Genomic DNA, 14,291 nt, shown 5'->3' with positions numbered 1-14,291 from the left:
ATGCTGCGCTCATTCTATAACTTGGAGTCGACTCCAAGTCAAGGGGTGTTGGGATTGAACGGATCATGCTTGACTTGGAGTCAGCTCCAAGTTGTAATATGGAGAGAAATGAATGTGGAGGAGGCCCATATGATGAGTGAGAATGAAGTATTCTCCATTAAAGAAACGTCAGAACAGGCCGGATTATCAGAAGATACAATTCGTTATTATGAGAAGATTGGGCTGCTCCCCCGAGCTGAACGCAAGGCCAATCGCCATCGTATATATCGCTCGGAGGATATCCATACGATGAAGTTGATCACTTGCCTGAAAAAAACAGGAATGTCTCTGGAGGAAATGAAGCCTTATTTACAAATGTCCATGGATTCCGATCTCGCAGATTTCCCAGATGAACGGGAGATGCTGGTGAATCACCGGAAGAAAGTTGAAGCCCAGATTGCTTCGCTACAGCAGGTGGTTGATTTTATCGACGAGAAGTTGGAGAAACGAAGTATGTATCCTGATGAATGTCCTATTACCGGGGAGAACCAGATGTCTGTTTTTGAAAAACAAAACCTATTCTCTTGATGGCACTGCTGCCTATATGAATCCGAATACCCACGTCATGATGACGCGGGTCTTTTTGTTGTTTCTAGTTTTTAATATCGAGTGTATGACGAAGTCGTTTGATATCGCTTTTGGGAGGGAGACCATACATGCGGGCATACTCCCGGCTGAATTGAGACGGACTTTCATAGCCAACCTGGAACGCAGCGTCGGCGGCATCGGTTGAACCTGCAAGCAGCATTCGCCGGGCTTCATGCAATCGAATTTGTTTCTGGAATTGCAAAGGGCTCATGGCGGTAATGGCTTTGAAATGATGATGTAATGAGGAAGAACTCATGTTGATCATGGCAGCAAGTTGCTCAATCCGAAGTGGCTTAGCGTAATCGGATTGGATGACTTCGATCACCTCGGCGATATGCTGTGCATGACTGTCCTGAATAGCAAACTGCTTGATGGAATGTCCGTGTTCATCCTGAATAATACGATATAGAATTTCGCGGATAAACAGAGGGGCAAGGACAGGAATGTCTTCAGGTGTATCCAGCAGCCGAACCAATCGGATCACGGCTTCAAGAAGGGAAGGTTTGGTTGAGCTAACAAACAATCCTCTTTGTGTTGAATGGTCAGGTTTGGGTTGTGCAGAAGGCGTATCCTGAATCAGATCGAAAATCTGCCCTGAATCAAAATCCAGTCGAATACATAGATAGGGATGTTCGGTTGTAGCCTTTATAACCTGCCCTGAAATAGGCAAGTTTACGGAAGCTACCAAATATTGTGACAGGTCGTAGGTGTAGCTCTCGCGGCCGAGTATAACTAATTTGGAACCTTGGGCGACAATGCAGAGGGAAGGCTGATAAACGGAATATATGGGTTGTGAGATCTCGGAGGCACGGATTAAGGCAAGGGATGGAATTGCTGTTGGATGTATCCCGTCACTTGGGGTGAAATGCTCAATAAGTTGAGCCAATTGTTGCTGCTGCTCCGTGATGCTCGTATCCGTTTCATTTGTTTTGATAAGCATGAATTACAGCCCCCCTTGTAAACCACGATTACTATTATTTTAAAATGCTCTGGAGGAATAGGCAAGAATATTGCGGGATTTTTCTATCGTACAACGACTGATCCTCTACATAATGGAGATAAGCAATGGAATCTTTTTGAAGCAGAGAGGAGTGAGAGACAATGGAGCGCAGTTCAATGGGCGACCAACAAGAACCAAAACACCCGTATGTGGGAAACATATAGAATACGTGGATGATACGGGATTTACAGCGGATGGAGACTTCAGGGACGGCGTTTTGTACCATGCAGGCATGGTTTTGTATAGAGAAAATGTACAATAACAACTAAATAAGGAGTGATTTAATATGTCCAATGTAAAAGGGAAAGTGGTTGTCATTACCGGTGCGAGTAGTGGAATTGGCGAGTCAACAGCTCGATTGCTTGCACAGCATGGAGCACATGTAGTTATTGGAGCTAGACGTATGGAACGTTTGGAGGCATTGGCCTCCTCCATTCGTGTGGAAGGCGGATCGGTGGAGTATCATTCGCTGGATGTTACCAGATTGGAAGAGATGCAAACCATCGTTGGCCTCGCTCAAACTCGCTATGGACGTATCGATGTTATTTTAAATAACGCTGGAGTTATGCCGCTATCTCCCCTTGAATCGTTAAAAGTAGATGAGTGGAATCGCATGATAGATGTTAACATTCGTGGTGTTCTGCATGGCATTGCGGCTGGACTGCCCGTCATGAAAAAGCAGGGTTTCGGCCAGTTTATTAATATCGCCTCTATTGGAGCCTATGCCGTGTCACCAACGGCAGCAGTGTATTGTGCAACCAAATACGCGGTCCGCGCCATCTCGGAGGGGTTGCGACAGGAAGTAGGCGGAGATATCCGTGTAACCCTTGTATCACCGGGCGTGACGGAATCGGAACTCGCGGATACGATTTCTGATGAAGAAGCACGTGATCTCATGAAAGAGTATCGGCGCATATCCATTCCCGCCTCGGCGATTGCGCAAAGTATATTGTTCGCCATTAGCCAGCCGGCAGAGGTGGACGTAAATGAGATTGTAGTGAGACCGACAGCAAGCATGGCTTAAGTTCGGATCCTCTTTTGGTATATAATAGATTCAATTGATACGAAAAGAGGAATAGTGCAGTGACATTACAACAACTAAAATATGTGATCGAAGTTGCCACGCGCGGTTCCATGAATGAAGCAGCCAAAAGGTTGTTTATCTCGCAACCCAGCCTTTCGAATGCCATTCGGGATCTGGAGCAGGAGTTGCGAATTACTATTTTTGAACGTACCAATAAGGGAATATCTCTGTCTAAAGAAGGCGTTGAGTTTCTGAGTTATGCACGTCAGGTGGTAGAACAAGCTGAATTGCTGGAGAATCGTTATCTGAACGCCAAGCCATCCCCGCAGCACTTCTCTGTATCGACGCAGCATTATGCGTTTGCAGTGAATGCCTTTGTTCGTCTGGTACAGCAGTATGGTCAGGATGAATACGAGTTGGCGCTTCGGGAGACAAAGACCTACGAGATTATTCAGGACGTGAAAAGCCTGCGCAGTGAAATTGGCATCCTGTATTTGAATGAGTTCAATGCCAAGGTAATTAACAAATTGTTAAAAGATGCGGGGCTGGTTTTCACCAGTTTGTTCACAGCCAAGCCTCATATCTTTATCAGTGTGAAGAACCCGCTGGCGAAGCAGGAGTCGGTTGCAATCGAGCAACTGCAGGATTATCCCTACTTGTCATTTGATCAGGGAGAGTACAATTCCTTTCATTTTTCCGAAGAGATCCTGAGCACGTTATCTCACCCCAAAAGCATACAGGTCAATGACCGCGCAACATTGTTTAACCTGTTGATTGGTCTGAATGGTTATACGATTTCTACAGGTGTACTTAGCGCTGATCTGAACGGAGACGAGATCATTCCTGTTCCGCTGGAATGTGAGGAGTCCATTAATGTAGGGTGGATAAGCCACAAGAGCACTTCTCTCTCTAATCTGGGTGTAGCATATGTCCAGGCTCTGCATGAGGCCATAGGGTCTTAGAAGTGTTAAATGGTTCATCAAAAGGCCGTTTCCGAATGAGTCGGAACGGTTTTTTTGTTGTACTATGATCTTTAAAGTATAGGGTGGTATGTTGTCATCCCGTGTAATAGAATGAAGGTATATGTCGAATGTGTGCAATAGATTGAAGGGAGAACGGTTAGTGAGAGTTCTGTATCGGAATAAAAGTGAACAGCATGAGCTGACGGTATATGATACCAAAAAGCTTTATGGAGAGAAGGGCCAGTTTCGTGTATTAGAATTCTCCAACGCAGCTGTGCAGGGAGCCATGGATCTGGATGAGCCTAACCGGATGGTGTTGGAGTATCCAAGAGCGATGGTGCATCTAATGGAACGGAATGATCCTGAGTTTGATACCGTATTTGTGGTGGGACATGGTATTGGCACATTGCCAACCTACTTGTCTGATCGTCAGCTAAAAGTGGCTGAGCTTGACGTAGAGGTCGTGGAGTTGAGCCAGACCTTTTTTGGTTATGAGGGAAGGCCTGTGCTCATTGGGGATGGTCGTGAATTATTGGGCCAGGAACCTGCTGCGTCATATGATTATATTATTATTGATGCCTTTACGGCAACGGGTACACCCGAGCAGTTTATATCCAGTGATTTTTTTGCCATGGTCAAGGACAAGCTGGACTCGGACGGAGCTGTCATCCTTAATGTGTTCGGACGGGCGGGCAACGATCGGCTTGTCAATGCGATCTATACGACACTTCAGGCACAGTTTTCCTATACACGTGCATTCGCATTACCTACAGAAACAGCGGATGAAGTTCAAAATCGCATTTTAATGGGTAGTCATCACCCGATCGAATTTCAGGTTCGTCAGATGGCAGGGTTTGTTGAACAAGAGCCAGAAGAAGGATATATCATTGTCGATTAGGGCGATCCTGAACAGTGATTCTTCCAGGGAAAGTAAAATGTCATTAAATCGTCAATCTTACGATGTAATTGTTAAGATTTCTCAGTCTCTTTATTTGATCTTAACAACTTTCGTATAAGATAGAAGGAATATGCTTTTTCATGAAAATCCGGGGGAAGTAAACGATGATTGCACAGATCAAGAGATCTAGAAGATTACGAAGAAAAATAAAAAACATCAAGAAGATCAGCCTCACGGCTTTACTCGGCGGGTTGGTCACTATTTCAGTTATAATGACATTGACCCTCATGGTCATCTCATCTTATACATCTCAGAAACAGTCACTCATTGATAACACCCTGTCCCTAAACTATGCAAGCGCTGTGCAAATGAGCCAAACGCTGGATTCGCTTTTTTATTCCATGCAGGAGAGCTTGAAATATGCAGCCAATTATTTCCCGGATATGGATCACTCCAATACAAAAGAGTTGAATTCCACATTGGATTTGGTTCGCAATAGCAGTAATTTTTTCAATTCCGTTTCTTTGGTAGATAAAGCGGGAGTAGTTAGGTCTACCTCACCTTACTCACAGGCTAGCGTAGGTCACCATGTTAGTTCCAATGCAGCAAAAGAAGCGGTTAGCTTGAGGACTTCGTATATCTCCGAAGCGTACCAGACACCCAGAACCAAACGCAGAATTGTATTTGTCAGTGAACCGATCTTTGATTCGGCAGGGGAGTACCAAGGAACGATTGGTGGAAATATCTTTTTACAGGAAAATAATATATTGAGTCTGTCTTTTGGCAGTCAGCTCAAGACAAGTAATGGGTCCTACTTTTTTATTGTGGATAAGAAGGGCACTTTGTTATTTCACCCTAACACCAACCGAATTGGTGAAAATGTCAGTAAAAATGAAGTGGTGCAAAAGCTGCTAGTAAACAAGCACGGTAAAGAACAATACAAAAACCTGGCAGGTGTGGATTCGCTTGCAGGTTATTACAAAGTTCCATCAACAGATTGGGGCGTCGTAATCGTGTCTCCAACCCAAACGGTGTACGATCAGTTGAATCATCATATCCGTATGTTGTTACTGTACACCTCAGTGCCTTTCCTGATCCTGACCCTTATTGTGGTTCGGGTTGCACGCAAGCTGGCCAGTCCTTTTGCTATGCTGGCTGATTTGGTGAATCAGGTCGATAAGGGACAAGTAGAACTGCCTGTGATGAAACCTCACTGGAATAGAGAGGCAGACCTTCTAACAAGAGCAGTTGTTGGCGCATTGGCGAACTTTAGGAAACAGACAAACCAACTTGTCTATGATGCCAGAACAGATGTTTTAACAGGCATGAACAATCGCAGAACCTTCGAAGAAGTCATTCAGGAATGGATTCAGGATGAGGCGCCATTCTCCATTATTGTTCTGGATATCGACCGCTTCAAGTCCATTAATGATACATTCGGGCATCATGCTGGGGATGAAGTATTGAAACACATTGCCAATATCATTCAATTGTCTGTTCGACCAGAAGATGTCTGCGCCCGGTTTGGTGGAGAGGAATTTGTAGTCTTGTTAAGAAATTCCGAGTCTAACGTCGCTTTTGAGATTGCTGAACGTATCCGAATAACGGTCGAAGAAAGCGTATTGCCTATAGATCGTTCCGTGACCATCTCGGCTGGAATTGCTGAATATCCCAAGCACTCCACAACATCCACAGAACTGTTTCACCTGGCGGATAATGCATTGTATCAAGCGAAGGAAGAGGGACGTAACCGTACGGTTACGATCCAATCGGTTATTAAATAAGCAAGCAAAGAAGCTGTTCCCTTAAAAACCAGGGACAGCTTCTTTTGTGTACTATACCTCTTGTGAGGATCTGGCCAGAACCTCATTTGTATACGTTTCTCCCCAATCTCGCATGCTGAAGATAATCGGCCGTAACGTTTCACCAAATGGTGTGAGGGAATACTCCACTTTAGGTGGGATCTGGGGGTATATTTCACGATGAACAATTCCGCTGCTTTCCAACTCTCGAAGTTGCAGGGTGAGCATACGCTGGGTAATGTCAGGAAACAATTTTCGGATCTCGTTAAATCTCAAAGGACCGGAGAATAAATGATACAAAATGGCACCTTTCCATTTGCCTCCGATCACACTGAGGGTAACTTCCACGGAACAGCCGTATGGCGCGGGACATAGCTTGGTTGCGTCCTTTTTCATTATAACTACACCTCCACTTTACGGTGATTTTCTATAGTATCTATTTGGGTGGTTATATTACATAAAGTACGTATAGTTCATGAATGAGCATATCACTTATGATGCAGATTATAAACCCTAACTCTAGGGCAAGGCAGATGTGCTGATGTCTATAATATAAAAAAGAGCCCGGGTTTCAGGCTCTTCGCTGGATGTATAAAATATGATGATGAGCGTATATACGCTACTTCAGTGACGATAGAATGGAGTCACATAGAGCCATCGTTGCAATATTATCCTTGGCACTGGAATGTGGGACAGTCTGATTCTGGCAACACGCGATGAAGTGCGCCATTTCACCAACAAACCCGCGTAGATAAAGGTCACGATAAGCTCCTGACATGGGAGATCCGGAAGGTGTATATACAATATCTTGCTCCTCGAGAGATTTCCAGGGAAGGCTGGTCGAGCTCCGGGATTGATGAACAGTAAGTATGTTGATCTCTTCAGCTGACGCAAATCCGTTGTCAAAGGTGACGAGTACACTTTCACTCTCCCGTGACCAAGCACTCATGCCGGTAAAATAAGCGCTACCTACTACGTTATTTTCAAATACAAGGGAAATGCTTTGATTAATGTGTTCCCCATCCTTCACGGTTGTACCTGTAACTCGTATTACTTCTCCGAATAAGTAACGCATCAGATCGACCATATGAATGGCAGCGAGCTTCATGAACTGTTCCTCATCCTTGCAAAATGGGGTACTGTCTACAGCGAATTTCATCTGGAATGAACGTACATTACCTAGCGAACCACTATCAATTAGCTCCTTCAGCTTCATGTATATGGGGGCATAACGTTTCATAAAACCGACCATGACAACGACGCCAGCCTGCTCGGCAGCTTCTGCTACAGTGGCGGCTTCCGCTGCGTTCCATCCGAGCGGCTTATCCACGTATACATTCTTGCCAGCCCGAATGCATTCGAGAACAAGAGCGGTCTGATCTACAGGCTGGGCGACCACAACGACTCCGTCACAGATTTCCTGCTGCAACATAAGCTGAGCATTATCATACGCTTGTCCGTTGCTGCCAAATCGCAGCAGAGCTGCTTCAGAGCGTTCCATACTGCGTGTGGCAATGGCCTGGATCTGCGCTCCGGCTTCAACAACAGAAGGGTAAATATTCGTGGACGCATGAAACCCGGCACCGATAAAGCACAGATGGGTTGTTTTCAAGGTGGATCTCTCCTTCATTTTTGCATTCTTATGGATGGTATATTTGTTGTTTAATGCTACGATAGGGTGTTTGAAGTTGAGAAAAAAGGACATATGTCCTTTTCTTGAATGAATAAAAAAGAAGTTGCATTTTTATTTTGGAGCATGTATACTCTGAATTACGGTAAAACAAGGAATTGTTTCACCGGAACGCTTTTCATCGATGGATGAGGAGATACATATTATGCGGTCGTGGCGGAATTGGCAGACGCGCACGGTTCAGGTCCGTGTGGGCTAACCCCCGTGGAGGTTCGAGTCCTCTCGACCGCATCTAACAAAAAAAGGTTCGTGAGTTGCTCTAGGGCAATTCACGGACCTTTTTTTATTTTGTGGATCATTCGTGTGAAGCCTGCATTTTGCTACCAGCATGCTAATGCTAATGTTGCCGCTGGCGCAGAATGACTGCCGTGATGATCCCGGCAATGGCTCCTGCAATACCAAATAGCGTTACACTGGCAACCACTTCAACCGACTGGAGACGAAACAAAAAAGCGATACCGCTGCCAAAAGTGGTTCCGGCGAGAAAACCGAGCGAAATTCCTAATTCTTTTGTTAATTTCATTGCTTCACCTACTTGGAAAAGTGAGATATGGATTTGCAAATATTGGGTACAGGCAGTAAAGTGTGATCAGGAAAATCATCACATTTTATTTCCTTTTTTATCTTGTGGTTTTAACCCGTTAATTATGCATGATATCTCATATGGGAGGGTAAGGGCGAATGAATATGAACGAACGAATTGCAGCATGGAATGAGGAAGCACAGCAGTGTGCTTGCGGTCATCAACACCGAGTGGTGGATATGCTGATACATCTGGAAGCTGGGGCCATTCAGAGGTTACCGGGTTATTTGTCTGAGCAAAGATATCGTCAGGTGACGGTTGTTTATGATCAACATACGTTTCGGGCCGCCGGATCTGATGTGCTGAGTAGTATTCGCAAAGCGGGAATGCATGTGGATGAGATCGCTCTACCGGAGAATCGCACGGGGGATATCATTGCGGATGAAGCAGCTATTGTGCAGGTTATGTTGGGTGTGAGACTCGAAAGTCAGGCTGTAATTGCGGTGGGTTCAGGTACCATTCATGATCTGGTGAGATTTGTTTGTTCCAAAATGAATAAGCCCTTTCTGTCGATACCGACAGCGGCTTCAGTAGATGGCTTTACCTCTGCGGGTGCACCCTTAATTGTAAGCGGAATCAAACAGACATTTCAGGCTGTTCCGCCTGAAGCCATTTTTGCTGATATGAATATCCTGGAGCAAGCTCCCCAAGTGATGACGGCTGCCGGATTCGGAGATATGCTTGGCAAATATACTTCCCTTGCAGATTGGATTGTTTCTCGTGATCTGGGCGGGGAACCGTTCTGTCCGGTTGCTTATCGGATGACAGAAGAAGCGCTGAATACCTGCATAGATCATGTACAAGCGATTGCGGAGGGGCGAGCAGAGGGAGTAGCTGTATTAATGGACGCATTAATTGTTTCCGGTATCTCCATGCTGATCATTGACCATTCCCGTCCGGCATCCGGAGGTGAGCATCATCTATCCCATATTTTGGAGATGGATCTGATGCAAGCGGGAGAAAGGCCGGTTCTGCATGGTGCCAAAGTTGGCGTAGTTTGTGCATTGCTTACGGTGAAATATAAAGAACTTGCACAGACATCGGGTGAACCGGTGTTTGGGATATATGACCAATTGCCGGAGGCTTCTCAGCTCATCGCATGGTTGGAACAAGTAGGTGGACCTGTGACTACTGAGCAACTCGGTGTAACCCCGGAGATGGTGGAACATGCATTCAACACAGCGCATACGCTTCGTCCTCGATATACCGGATTGAGATATATCAATGAAGTGTTAAACACGAGACTAGGATGACATTTTAGAGAGAATGATCATGATGAAATGCATTAACTTCGCTTGTAGCGGGCTGTAATGGCTCTCCTTGGGAGCAAAAGACGAAAAAGGGAAGGTTATCTGACATTTCTGATGGAATAGCCAGAACAGTGCTTCAAATCCGAGAGAGAAGGCATACATTTTATTTTAAAAAAGGCTCTGGCCTCCCTATGGGGAGATCAGAGCCTTTTGGCTGTTCGCTTATTTAGTTGTTGCGACGATCTTTCAAGATGACATCTGCGAACAAAATAGTTTTCGGGATACGGAAAAATTGCTCCGCTTGTTCCTGAAATGCAGCAGAAGGCAGTGTTCCCTGATGCAGCCATTTGCGGAAAGTGCCGGGATGAACCCCGATCCAGTGGCTGACATCTGTCACCGACAGATCATGGACCATACACAAGCCTGTCAAAATACGGTTACTAACCGGAGAACGGGTCACCGTACGCTTCATGAAGCGAGATGACTCGGGTTGACATATGACAGGGCTATTACGCACAACTTCTTCATTGAAGAGAATATGACGCGGGTAGCCGAGTAATTGGCAAGTCTTGTCCAAATTGGTACTGCCGGGTATCCGTCCTTCATATACCCACGCACTGACACTGCGTGAAGAGATGGAGAGGTCTTCAGCAAGCTGGGACAACTTGATATCATTGGCCATCAGCACGGCAAGAAGAACACGATTGCGGATTTGACAGCGTGTCGGTTTTCGGAATCGTTTAACACGGACGCCTTTTCCCAAGTATTTACGGTTGATCAGAGACCACGCCTGGATGGAATGTTGTTCTGGTTGATTAGGCATATTTCCTCCGATTTTTTTTAACCAAATACTACAATAAACAACGGGGTACTTTCAAGTGCCGGGATTACCGGTTACAAATGCATCAATGCGTGAATTCACGATAAAGAGGGAACTACGAACTAGACCATGCGCAATTCACATCCTAGTATATTCCTAGATTACAATGTTTCACTAAAAATGAGGGGAGAAATTGAACAGGAATAAAAATAATATAGTTCTAATTACTTATTACTAGGTCTAAAGAACTTTTATCTGTTTTTTGTTGATATGATGCGGTTTATTTCCCTGAATTCCCCAAAAGCATGTGATTTTCGTTCCCCTGTTGCGAAGAGGATGTGCACAAATCTGAAATGATAAATCCGCGTGTTCAGCATGACATGTGACCTGTCAAATCTCTTACTTTTACATATATTGTATGATACTCAAGTGTAAAGGAGAGGTGAGGAACGTGCATCTATCTGTGAATACCTTTGCTGTCATCTCGGGAGCATTTGTTACGTTTGCTTTTGGCGGATGGGATCAATTGCTGAGCCTGCTCGCGGTCGCGATGGCTGTGGATTATATAACAGGTTTGGCAGCGGCGGTAAGAACAGGTACCGGCTTGAATAGCAACATTGGATTCTGGGGGATTGCTCGCAAAGGGCTCATGCTGACGGTTGTTTTGCTTGCTCATCGAATTGATCTGATCATGGGAACCGATTTTATCAAAGGCGGAGCTATTTATTTCTATCTGGTGAATGAACTCATTTCGATTACCGAGAATTATGCCAAAATCGGTCTTCCATTGCCTGCAAAGCTCAGACAGGCCATTGCAGTGTTGAAGAAACAGGAGGATCAGGAGTATCTGACGAATCGTGAATGGTCCAAACCGCAGCAAACCCCGGACAACATCAAACAGCAGGCTGAAACAGGACAAACTTTGCAGGATGACTCCGCGAAACAGACGGAGGATGGATCGCAAAAGAAATCCGAATCGAAAGGAAACGGTTCGGATTAGTTTTTCTTATCAAGAGAACGTTTCCAAGTATCCTTTCGTAATAGAGAACGTTATGATATATTTTGGATACATGAAAATTCATTCATTTCTACTATTATATTAAACGAGGTGTTTGCCCAGATGATAAAACATATTGTCCTGTTCAAAATGAAAGATCGCTCAGCAGAAAGCATTGAAGCTGCAGCTCAGGTGCTTCGCAATCTGGAAGGTAAAATTGATGTCCTGGTTTCACTTGAAATCGGGATTGATGTGCTTCGCTCGGAGAGATCGTTCGACATTTCACTCACAGCGGAGTTTGCGTCACTGGAGGATCTCCAGGCGTATCAGGTACACCCGCTTCATCAGGAAGTTATCAAGTACATGAACGAAGTCAGAGAACAGTCAATTGCAGTGGACTACGAAATCTGATCTTTCATTCAAACTACGTTGAGATAAAGGGGACTCTGCATGAGCGATTTAAGAGACGTTATGGAATTTCTATATATTTTTGTTGTGTTTCTAATCGCTTGTCCTGTGATGATATTCTGGCTTAAGCGAAGAGGGAAACGGAACCGATAACTCACTGAACGGGAAGTGAACGAATGTATTATGTGAACAGAGAACAGATTGCCCGCCGGCTTGCTGCTGTACCGGAAGTAGCTGAAGGGCTTCGCGGGGCAGCAGAAGCTTGGGATGGCAGTCTCATGCTGGGTATGGTACAGGAACGTTGTCTTCACCTGGCGATCGAGATTGTTACCGATGTGGGAAGTTATCTGATAGACGGCTTCATCATGAGAGATGCAAGCAGCTATGATGATATTATTCAGATTAATTATGAAGAAAAGGTTTTTGATAATCCGACCTATGAGATATTGCGTCAGCTTGTCACGTTACGCAAGCCACTGGTGCAGGATTATTACACTTGGGAGCGGTCTGAGCTCCATCCGCTTAGCGTAGAGTTGCCGAGTATACTTGAACATTTTACTACTCAGATTAGCGCCTACGTGGAAAAAGAACTTGGTCCTTTCAATACGGCACAGGCCGAGGGACAGCGTAAGGAATGAGGGAAATCGCATGACAAATGAATCAAAAGAATTCAATGAAGTAAATACTGAAAGTAACGAAACAAATGAAACACCTTCCGGATTCCATCCGGTGTATATGGTTGAACTTTTGTTCCGGGAACGTCCAGAGGTGGATCGCCTGCGTTTGCAGGAAGCTATGATCCGTCATACAGGACAAGTCCGACTGGATGTGAAACAAGAGAGCGGAGGGCAAAAGCATGAGATGCTTGTCTTCTATCATCTGGACCACAAGGTATCCTTCCAGGAAGGGGATATCCCTGCTCAGACTTGCATGCTTCCTGTGAATGAAATCGCAGATCGTGCTCGCTTTGGCGGTGCTCTGCAACAAGCATGGCATTGGCCGGAAGTGGGACAAGCTGTGGAAGCTGCGCGTTACTCCATTCGGATACATGATATGTTCACGGCTGCCATGCCTCGTAAACAGCGCCTGGAGCTGTTTCAGAAGACTGTACTGGCAATCATGGAGAGTGTGACCTGTGACGCGCTGTATTGGTATGGCAGTGATAAGCTGGTTGAACCGGAAGCATATACGCAAGCTCAGGAACGTGAGGAACATCTGTATGCAGCCATGAATGTTCGAATGTATCAAGCCGGAGGTACAGAGGAACAGCGCGGGTTGGTCATGGATACCGTGGGATTATCTGCGCTGGGTGTACCTGATGTCCAGTGTCACTTCGTTGGTCTTGATCCCGATACGGTGGCTCAGACCTTACTGGGTGCAGCGTATTACATATTTGATCAGGGGGATGTTCTGCAAGATGGACAGACGCTGGGTTCTTCAGGTGGACGTCGCTGGCGTTGTGAACATCAGGCGGCATTGATTGCACCTGGACGATATGTCATTGATTTGGACCCGGGGGATGAGCATGCCGCGGCTGATCTCGAGCCGGCTCGTCAGAACTGAGTTTAAGCCAAGTCATTTGCATCCCTTCAAAAACGGCGTTCAGATTATTTTTAACATCTGGAGTGTCAAGTCAAGCCTGTGCTGCTTATAATGCATCAACAGAGTAGGCATTCGCCCGGATGGCTGAGCGACAGACCGTTGCTTCTGATCCGGTACTTAAACAATAGTAAAGGGAGAGATGTGACGTGAAGGATTCTAACAAAAGTTTGTTGTGGGGAGCTCTTATTGGCTCCGTGGTTGGATCAGTAACGGCATTATTGCTGGCACCGAAATCAGGGCGTGAACTTCGTCAGGATATTACAGAAGGTGCTCGTCAGGTATCGGAGAAAGGTCAGGAATTGGCTGGTATCGTGGGAGAACAAAGTTCGCAGATCGTATCCAAAGTTAAAGAGACCGCAGATGTTGTGATTCAGGATATTCAATCCTGGCGTAATTGCGCTGAAGGGAAAGAAATTCGCATCTCGGCAGCCATTGTTGATAATGATATCGATAAAACAGTGGATGAACCCGGAATTGACATCGTAGCGAAGCTTCCTGCGGATGAGTCCAAGGAAGACAACTAAGCAAAGCTTGGGATAAGCAGGCTTTCCTCTAATTAGAGGAGAGCCTGCTTTGTTGCGTGTCCACACATAGATGACGTAGCGCGTGGATTTAATTTGAACCCTGC

At 45.4% G+C, this 14,291-nt stretch carries 16 protein-coding genes, 1 tRNA gene and 1 pseudogene; 13 read left to right on the top strand and 5 right to left on the bottom strand.

Annotation, left to right across the window (positions count from 1 at the left end; all coding sequences use genetic code 11):
• The first annotated feature begins 132 nt into the window (after window positions 1-132).
• The gene (locus tag MKY28_RS16040) at window positions 133-567 is read left to right on the top strand and encodes a MerR family transcriptional regulator (protein WP_340936367.1); all 435 of its coding nucleotides are present in this window, start codon (window positions 133-135) and stop codon (window positions 565-567) included.
• Window positions 568-631: 64 nt separating this feature from the next.
• On the opposite strand, the gene MKY28_RS16035 is transcribed toward MKY28_RS16040, so the two are convergent.
• A complete protein-coding gene (locus MKY28_RS16035) occupies window positions 632-1,567 on the bottom strand; it encodes an AraC family transcriptional regulator (protein ID WP_340936366.1) in 936 nt (311 codons plus the stop codon).
• A 112-nt stretch (window positions 1,568-1,679) separates the two neighbouring features.
• Here MKY28_RS16035 and MKY28_RS16030 point away from each other — a divergent pair, with 112 nt between their 5' ends.
• The 5 genes from MKY28_RS16030 (at window position 1,680) to MKY28_RS16010 (ending at window position 6,295) form a co-directional block, all read left to right on the top strand.
• Window positions 1,680-1,889, top strand: a complete 210-nt coding sequence (locus MKY28_RS16030; RefSeq protein WP_082219187.1) for an Atu4866 domain-containing protein — start codon at window positions 1,680-1,682, stop codon at window positions 1,887-1,889.
• A gap of 24 nt (window positions 1,890-1,913) precedes the next feature.
• Window positions 1,914-2,651 (top strand): SDR family oxidoreductase, encoded by a 738-nt coding sequence (locus MKY28_RS16025; RefSeq protein WP_047842347.1) that lies wholly within the window; start codon window positions 1,914-1,916, stop codon window positions 2,649-2,651.
• A 59-nt stretch (window positions 2,652-2,710) separates the two neighbouring features.
• The gene (locus tag MKY28_RS16020; RefSeq protein WP_017689438.1) at window positions 2,711-3,613 is read left to right on the top strand and encodes a LysR family transcriptional regulator; all 903 of its coding nucleotides are present in this window, start codon (window positions 2,711-2,713) and stop codon (window positions 3,611-3,613) included.
• 160 nt (window positions 3,614-3,773) lie between these two features.
• On the top strand, window positions 3,774-4,511 hold the full coding sequence (locus tag MKY28_RS16015) for a spermidine synthase (RefSeq protein WP_340936365.1): 738 nt from the start codon (window positions 3,774-3,776) through the stop codon (window positions 4,509-4,511).
• A 164-nt stretch (window positions 4,512-4,675) separates the two neighbouring features.
• Complete coding sequence (locus MKY28_RS16010) at window positions 4,676-6,295, top strand: sensor domain-containing diguanylate cyclase (protein ID WP_047842349.1); 1,620 nt, start codon at window positions 4,676-4,678, stop codon at window positions 6,293-6,295.
• A gap of 51 nt (window positions 6,296-6,346) precedes the next feature.
• On the opposite strand, the gene MKY28_RS16005 is transcribed toward MKY28_RS16010, so the two are convergent.
• Together MKY28_RS16005 and MKY28_RS16000 are read right to left on the bottom strand one after the other, a co-directional pair.
• Window positions 6,347-6,709 carry a winged helix-turn-helix transcriptional regulator gene (locus tag MKY28_RS16005; protein WP_036609739.1) on the bottom strand — a complete coding sequence of 121 codons (363 nt, stop codon included), beginning with the start codon at window positions 6,707-6,709 and terminating at the stop codon, window positions 6,347-6,349.
• Between the two features lie 223 nt (window positions 6,710-6,932).
• Window positions 6,933-7,925, bottom strand: coding sequence for a Gfo/Idh/MocA family protein (locus MKY28_RS16000; RefSeq protein WP_047842350.1), 993 nt, complete (start codon window positions 7,923-7,925; stop codon window positions 6,933-6,935).
• A gap of 225 nt (window positions 7,926-8,150) precedes the next feature.
• Here MKY28_RS16000 and MKY28_RS15995 point away from each other — a divergent pair.
• A tRNA-Leu gene (locus tag MKY28_RS15995) sits at window positions 8,151-8,234 on the top strand.
• A gap of 106 nt (window positions 8,235-8,340) precedes the next feature.
• On the opposite strand, the gene MKY28_RS15990 is transcribed toward MKY28_RS15995, so the two are convergent.
• Window positions 8,341-8,526, bottom strand: coding sequence for a hypothetical protein (locus MKY28_RS15990; protein WP_036609735.1), 186 nt, complete (start codon window positions 8,524-8,526; stop codon window positions 8,341-8,343).
• 158 nt (window positions 8,527-8,684) lie between these two features.
• Between MKY28_RS15990 and MKY28_RS15985 the strand changes: the two genes are divergently transcribed.
• On the top strand, window positions 8,685-9,839 hold the full coding sequence (locus MKY28_RS15985; protein ID WP_053061513.1) for a sn-glycerol-1-phosphate dehydrogenase: 1,155 nt from the start codon (window positions 8,685-8,687) through the stop codon (window positions 9,837-9,839).
• A 223-nt stretch (window positions 9,840-10,062) separates the two neighbouring features.
• On the opposite strand, the gene MKY28_RS15980 is transcribed toward MKY28_RS15985, so the two are convergent.
• Complete coding sequence (locus tag MKY28_RS15980) at window positions 10,063-10,659, bottom strand: helix-turn-helix domain-containing protein (RefSeq protein ID WP_017689431.1); 597 nt, start codon at window positions 10,657-10,659, stop codon at window positions 10,063-10,065.
• Between the two features lie 448 nt (window positions 10,660-11,107).
• Between MKY28_RS15980 and MKY28_RS15975 the strand changes: the two are divergent.
• The 5 genes and pseudogenes from MKY28_RS15975 to MKY28_RS15955 all read left to right on the top strand — a co-directional run.
• Window positions 11,108-11,491: pseudogene (locus MKY28_RS15975) on the top strand (phage holin family protein); the annotation flags it as partial.
• Window positions 11,492-11,776: 285 nt separating this feature from the next.
• Window positions 11,777-12,064, top strand: a complete 288-nt coding sequence (locus tag MKY28_RS15970; RefSeq protein ID WP_017689429.1) for a Dabb family protein — start codon at window positions 11,777-11,779, stop codon at window positions 12,062-12,064.
• A 173-nt stretch (window positions 12,065-12,237) separates the two neighbouring features.
• Window positions 12,238-12,699, top strand: coding sequence for a DUF86 domain-containing protein (locus MKY28_RS15965; protein ID WP_047842351.1), 462 nt, complete (start codon window positions 12,238-12,240; stop codon window positions 12,697-12,699).
• 10 nt (window positions 12,700-12,709) lie between these two features.
• Window positions 12,710-13,624: a DUF4261 domain-containing protein gene (locus MKY28_RS15960; protein WP_047842352.1), complete on the top strand. Its 915-nt coding sequence runs from the start codon at window positions 12,710-12,712 to the stop codon at window positions 13,622-13,624.
• A gap of 185 nt (window positions 13,625-13,809) precedes the next feature.
• Window positions 13,810-14,187, top strand: coding sequence for a YtxH domain-containing protein (locus MKY28_RS15955; protein ID WP_047842353.1), 378 nt, complete (start codon window positions 13,810-13,812; stop codon window positions 14,185-14,187).
• Window positions 14,188-14,291 lie beyond the last annotated feature (104 nt).

The sequence above is a fragment of the Paenibacillus sp. FSL R5-0473 genome (assembly GCF_038004565.1).
Taxonomy (GTDB): Bacteria; Bacillota; Bacilli; order Paenibacillales; family Paenibacillaceae; genus Paenibacillus; species Paenibacillus amylolyticus.
The sequence above is the reverse complement of the archived record's forward strand: the minus strand, read 5'-3'. Positions and strand labels throughout refer to the sequence as shown.

Excerpts from the sequence above, each read along its gene's own strand:
- MKY28_RS15960 (WP_047842352.1), top strand. The coding sequence starts at position 12,710 with ATGACAAATGAATCAAAAGAATTCAATGAAGTAAATACTGAAAGTAAC.
- MKY28_RS15980 (WP_017689431.1), bottom strand. The coding sequence starts at position 10,659 with ATGCCTAATCAACCAGAACAACATTCCATCCAGGCGTGGTCTCTGATC.
- MKY28_RS16040 (WP_340936367.1), top strand. The coding sequence starts at position 133 with ATGAGTGAGAATGAAGTATTCTCCATTAAAGAAACGTCAGAACAGGCC.
- MKY28_RS15985 (WP_053061513.1), top strand. The coding sequence starts at position 8,685 with ATGAATATGAACGAACGAATTGCAGCATGGAATGAGGAAGCACAGCAG.
- MKY28_RS16005 (WP_036609739.1), bottom strand. The coding sequence starts at position 6,709 with ATGAAAAAGGACGCAACCAAGCTATGTCCCGCGCCATACGGCTGTTCC.
- MKY28_RS15990 (WP_036609735.1), bottom strand. The coding sequence starts at position 8,526 with ATGAAATTAACAAAAGAATTAGGAATTTCGCTCGGTTTTCTCGCCGGA.
- MKY28_RS15965 (WP_047842351.1), top strand. The coding sequence starts at position 12,238 with ATGTATTATGTGAACAGAGAACAGATTGCCCGCCGGCTTGCTGCTGTA.
- MKY28_RS15970 (WP_017689429.1), top strand. The coding sequence starts at position 11,777 with ATGATAAAACATATTGTCCTGTTCAAAATGAAAGATCGCTCAGCAGAA.
- MKY28_RS16010 (WP_047842349.1), top strand. The coding sequence starts at position 4,676 with ATGATTGCACAGATCAAGAGATCTAGAAGATTACGAAGAAAAATAAAA.
- MKY28_RS16030 (WP_082219187.1), top strand. The coding sequence starts at position 1,680 with ATGGAGATAAGCAATGGAATCTTTTTGAAGCAGAGAGGAGTGAGAGAC.
- MKY28_RS16025 (WP_047842347.1), top strand. The coding sequence starts at position 1,914 with ATGTCCAATGTAAAAGGGAAAGTGGTTGTCATTACCGGTGCGAGTAGT.
- MKY28_RS16035 (WP_340936366.1), bottom strand. The coding sequence starts at position 1,567 with ATGCTTATCAAAACAAATGAAACGGATACGAGCATCACGGAGCAGCAG.